General features: G+C 55.1%; 3 protein-coding genes. All 3 read right to left on the bottom strand.

Annotated elements, in window-relative coordinates; all coding sequences use genetic code 11:
• Nucleotides 1–122: 122 nt before the first annotated feature.
• The 3 genes from ALO64_RS26185 to ALO64_RS25765 all read right to left on the bottom strand — a co-directional run bounded on the left by ALO64_RS26185 (nucleotide 123) and on the right by ALO64_RS25765 (nucleotide 5,423).
• Nucleotides 123–635, bottom strand: coding sequence for a hypothetical protein (locus ALO64_RS26185; protein WP_235378737.1), 513 nt, complete (start codon nucleotides 633–635; stop codon nucleotides 123–125).
• Nucleotides 636–666: 31 nt separating this feature from the next.
• Nucleotides 667–5,028: a DEAD/DEAH box helicase family protein gene (locus ALO64_RS05845; protein ID WP_235378738.1), complete on the bottom strand. Its 4,362-nt coding sequence runs from the start codon at nucleotides 5,026–5,028 to the stop codon at nucleotides 667–669.
• Nucleotides 5,029–5,117: 89 nt separating this feature from the next.
• Complete coding sequence (locus tag ALO64_RS25765; protein WP_082303499.1) at nucleotides 5,118–5,423, bottom strand: hypothetical protein; 306 nt, start codon at nucleotides 5,421–5,423, stop codon at nucleotides 5,118–5,120.
• Nucleotides 5,424–5,645: the final 222 nt, after the last annotated feature.

Genomic DNA, 5,645 nt, shown 5'->3' with positions numbered 1-5,645 from the left:
TGCCAGTGGCGCCCTTTTTCATTAGGCCCGCATTTTACTCCGCCCTGAAGCAGCGGATCCCTGCAAGAGAACAGATTTCGGCTCCCACTTCGACTCGTAGGAATCATCTGCTTGCATCAGTTTCAGCTCGCGAAGCACATCCCGGGCATCCTCACGCAGATTGTCGAGTCGAGTCTGCTGCTGGAACGGTTTCGCTTTCTCCTGGATCGCTTTACTGAGCTCTGACAGCTCGCGTCCCCGTGTCGACTCCAGCCTTCCAGATGCTCCAGGAAGTTGTCCATACGGCTGATGAAGCCGCTGATGCTGAACTTGTCGTCGACGCGATACACCAGGTTGTCTGGCTCGTACGAGTCCTGGCCTGTGACAGTGAAGTGAATTTTCTGCCGCTCGCACGACACCTGTACATCGAATCCACGGTATTTCCCTACGGGAACCAACTCGGCGCGCTGGAACGTGTCTTCGGACCGGCGCTCGACAGCCCGTTTCATGGCCGTGGCAAAGACTGCGGCCAGCCTTTCCTTGTCAGCATCCCTGTATGACTTTCCATTTGCTGAAAACTCAAACTCAGGCTTCGTGCCGGCATCGCGCCGCTGGATCTCGCTTGCCCAGCGGGCGATTGCCCGATCGGCGCGCAAGTCGGCGTCACGGAGCCACGCTATGCGGCTGTCAAGCGAGTGCTGGCCACGAGTTGGAAAACAGGGCTTCCACCTTCTTGAGGTCTGCAGCGATTTGCACCTGCTGGAAGATCAGAGGATTGCCGGTTGCGGCTGCTTTCATCTCAGCCGCGTTGGCCGCTTCGCTGGCCACGTCCTCGATCACACGTTGAAGGCTGTCGCCCTTCCGAAATTGCTCGATGCCAGCAGCCTTGAACTCGATGGTCTGCCACATACGGCTGTCGTAGGTCTGCTTTGTCGCGTACCGCAGAATCTCAATCTCGAAACCGTCAGGATCCATCTCATAGAAAAGGTTACCCTGGCGCTCAATGCGCCCATCGCGCTGCTCCAAGTCGCTTGGGCGCCATGGAGCGTCCAAGTGATGAAGCGCGACCAGGCGGCGTTGGACATTCATGCCGGCCCCCATCTTCGCCGTAGAGCCCAAAATGATTCTGACGTCGCCGGCATTCATTTCCGCGAAAAGCTTTGCCTTCTGCAGGTCCGTGTTGGCCTCATGGATGTAGCGAATCTGGTTAGCCGGAATGCCGCGTGCAAGCAGCTTCGATCGAATATCGTCGTACACGCTGAACGAGCTGGCTCCCGCCAGAATATCGTCCATCGAGATTGATGCCTCCCCCTCTTCTTCACCCTCAGAGCTCGCAGGAGCCTGTTCTTGGCGTTTTGCGCCTTTAGGCGTGGAAAGGTCACAGAAAATCAGTTGCGTTCCTTTACGGTGATCCCAGTCCTGCCAGATTCGGAACGCTTGATCGACACAAGCGTTTACTTTGCTGCCTGCAAAATCACCAGCTACTGGATCAATGAGTCGGAAGTCCAACCCCGCTTTGCGGGCGTCATTGGTAATCTTCAACGGATTGTCGACGCGTGGATCTTTTGGCAAGTGCTCCATACGATGGATGATGGATCCGTCGTTCCAAGTCTTAAACGTCGATCCATCTGCTTTGAGCAACGGGTTGCCCACTGAGTCCAGTGCTTCTTGCTGAATACCCATGTACAAGGCTTGGGCCTCAGATCGTTCCACAATCACATTCTGCGGGCGACCTCCTTTCAGTTTCGGTACCGGGAATCGGGTACCGCGGGCTTCGGCCTGGTCTTGAAGATCCTTGCGTGTGATTACATCCGCGAAGGTTCGATACATTGCCGTCAGCTCGGGGACGTTCTGGAACTTTGCAAAGCGCGAGTTCAGCTTGTAGTTGACGCCGGTAGCGTCGAGCTCCCAGCCGGTTACAACCTGACCGAACGTCGAAGCCCATGCGTCGAAATGAATGATGCCCCTAGCCTTCATTTCATCGTACTGCAGGTATCGCTGCACGGTGTAGAGTTCAGCGATCGTATTGCTCAATGGGGTACCCGTGGCGAGGAACACGCCTCGGCCGTCGTTCCGTTGCTGCAGGTAGCGGCATTTGACGAAAAGGTCGAATGCTTTTTCTGAGCCTGCCAGATCCCCCAAACCAGATACCCTGCTGAGAGATGTAGTGATGAACAGGTTCTTGAATTCTTGGGCCTCATCGACAACCAAAGCATCAACACCCAGATCGGCGAAGCTGACGGCCTGATCTTTCGATCCAGTGTCTGCTTTTTTTTCCAGCCGTTCCGTCATCCGTTCTTTCGCCTTTTCCATCTCTTTGATGGTCACGCGATCTCCCTGGCTGCTCTTGAGGTCCAAAATGGCGTCAGTGAGATCCTCGATCTGCTCCTGCAGTAGCTCCTCAAGCGTTTCCGGAGGCATGCCGATTTTTTTGAATGAACTGTGAGCCACCACCACAGCATCCCAGTCCCCTGTAGCGATCCTGGCAAACAGCCGCTCCCGGTTTTCTTTCTTGAAGTCCGTCTTCTCAGCTACCAAGACATTCGCGTTGGGGTAAAGATCGTAGAAAGCGTCCTTCCACTGCAGTAGAAGATGATTTGGTACCAGCACCATTGGCTTGCGGAAAAGCCCCATCCGCTTGCTTTCCATCACTGTTCCGACACACACAAGCGTTTTTCCAGCCCCGACTACGTGATCGAACAATGCTGAGCCGTCTTGGATTCCACGCCAAATTGCGTCCTTCTGGTGGGGACGAAGTGTGATGTCCAGCGAGGTACCAGGCAGTTGAAGGTGTGAGCCGTCGTAACGGCTGGGAATATTTGTGTTGAACCGATCGTTGTAGAGCCGTGCTAGGGTCTCCCGCCGATCCTGATCCTCCCAGATCCAATCGGTGAAAGCAGCGCGGATCTCATCGGCTTTCTGGTTTGCTGCGGCAGTTTGGGTTTCATCAACCTGCATGATCGGATGGCCATGATCGTCCTTTCCGACTTCCACTTTTACCTGGATTGGCCGGTTTGTTAGGACGGCCTCCACCAGTTTGTTCGCGGGGTATGCATCCGTGCCCCAAGTAACTCGCATCGTGGTGCTATCTCCTTCGGAGATACTCACCATCCACTTGCCCAGAGCTTCCTGGTAGTCGATCCGCCGGCGCACATCACCCATTAGATGTACGACAAAGTCATCAATTGTCTTCGCCGGTACCCAGGTAGACCCCAGCTGCACTGAAATGTCGATCGGCTCGATGTCTGCTGGCTGAATCGGCCGCAACGCTTCGACGTTTTCTAGGAATTTAGGATCGTGTTCCGCAGCTCGAACCGCTCCCCTGAGTTTGGCTTTTACGTTCCCGGTCAGGTACTGATCTGCTGTTTCCCAGCGATCCTTGCCCGGGTTGAAATAGACGATGCCCTTCAGGTCCCGGAGCAGTTCAGGCTCGCTCAGCCCACACAAGCGGATCATACGATCGAGGTCGACACGGCCCACCTGGTTCATGCTTACAACCAGCGCATCCTTAGCCGATTCGACGTGTCTGACTTCTTCGCGTGGGCTCATCACCCGGCGCGAGAAGATAGCGGCTTTATCCGCGGAAGGATTGCGCGCCGGCACTCCATGCTTGCGCGCCATATCCGCCGAAACGCCGCGATCGTAGTTGCTTTCAAGCGCATTTAGCAGAGGGTATTCAGGATCCTCCCCCATGGCCAAGCGGTTGGCTTGACTACTGAGGTGTCCATATCGGCGAATGAACTTGTCGTAGAGTCCATTCAGCCGACCCCGCAAAGTTTCCAGGCCTTGTGGATCAACGGACTGCTCGGCATTCATCAGAGCGCGAAGGGCGTCACGTACCTCGATCATCCCGCGAATACGCTGGCCAGCACGTTCGGTTTTCGGGGTATAGATCTGGTAGTCATGAACCGCAAGCTTATCTGGCAGACGACGGGCCAGCTGGTCGTCGGCCGTGACAAAGAATGAGCCTACCTTGGTATTGGGCGGCAGTTCGATCTCGGGTTTATCATCTCGGCTATCGTCTTCAGGACCAGCAACGTCGTTATTGGGATTGCCGATCACCCCTGCAGGCAATACTCGAATCCTGGCGGTGATTGCCGATGCCAGGTCCTGGCCTGGCTCAGCCAATAGATCAGCGGCGTCGCGGCGCAACTTACCCGTGAGGGCCATGTGCCCTGCCATTTGCGAGGGGTTGTCGATAAAATACTGGTTGATCGTGATAGGTTCCCCTGTTTCTCGATCTCGTATTTCACCGACCTCCACCCAACGGCGCTCCGGTTTTTCCCCCGGATTAGCTTTTTGGAAGAACACAATGTCCGTCGTCACCTCGGTGAGTGCATTTTCCTTGAATGCACTGTTGGGTAAACGGATAGCGCCTAGCAAGTGTGCAGTTTCTGAAATATGTTCCCGCGCCTTGCTGTTGGCCGCGTCGAGGAAGTACCGACTGACAACCGCTGCCATCACACCACCAGGTTTGAGTGTGTTGAGCGATTTGGCCATGAAGTAATTGTGAATCGAGAACCCGGCCAATTCGCGATGATGCGGGTCATATAGCGATTGCGACCCAAAGGGTGGATTTGCGACGCAGGCATCGAAGTACGCGGTAGGGATTGCTACATCCTGAAGGCCACGATTGATGAAGGTAGAAGTTGGGTAGAGATGCGCGCCGATCTGCGCAGTGAGAGGGTCAAGCTCGATGGCGGTTATGCGACAATTGCTCCGCAAATCGGCTGGCATCAGTCCGATGAAATTGCCGGTGCCGGCTGCTGGCTCGAGTACCTTGCCACCCTTGAACCCAAGGCGTTCAAGACCCTCGTAAATGCCGCTGACAACGGTGCTCGAGGTGTAATGAGCGTCCTGAGTTGAGCGCCTGGCCCTCTCGTATTCATCTTGGTTGAGCAGAGTGGCTAGTTCCTGATATTCACTCTGCCATGAATCATTTCGATGATCGAACGCTTGCGGCAGACCACCCCATCCCACGTATCTGACCAGTGTGGCCTGTTCGTCTTGGGTGGGGCTACGGCCTTCCTCGTGCAGTATCTGCAGCAATTTAATGGCTGCAATGTTATCTCGGAATTTCGATTTCGCTCCGCCGGATCCCAGGGCATCGGAGCTGGAAATCGTGTAATCCGAGGGTGCTACAGGTCGGTGTCGATCTCCAACAGGGCCAATATCTCGTGCTCCGTCAGCCCCATCTTGCTGTCTGCCGGCAGACTGTTGATTGCCGTCAGCTCCAAGGCTTGTTGGTCTAGAAGCCGGCTCAGCAACTGCAGCTCGCCCTGGATCTCCATCGCCTTGAGTCGTTCTGGGTTGTTCAGGGCCCAACGGTCCAGAATCTTCCAGCCTTGGAGGCTGAACGACGGCGACTGGCGGATTGATTCGAGTGTCTGTTGGCTCAGTACCCGAGAGGAGATTTCCAGTGGCTGTGTTTGGTTGGTGATCATAATTGAGGACTCCTTGGTCATCGTCGGAATCGAGGCCTGCTTGTAGGTCCTCGATCGTATCTACCGTCTCTTGAAATGCGAAATCGAACGTCATCTGACCCTGATTTTCTGGGGTCTGCCGCCGTTTCCTAGCCATTGCTGAGGTCTCCTATGGTAGTTTGTATAATAGTCATTATACAAACTACTGAAGCCCCGACAACGTCCGTTCATGCATAGGAATTT

Source organism: Pseudomonas meliae, assembly GCF_001400515.1.
GTDB classification, from domain to species: domain Bacteria; phylum Pseudomonadota; class Gammaproteobacteria; order Pseudomonadales; family Pseudomonadaceae; genus Aquipseudomonas; species Aquipseudomonas amygdali.
Note: the sequence above shows the minus strand (reverse complement) of the source record. Positions and strands in the feature narration are given on the sequence as shown.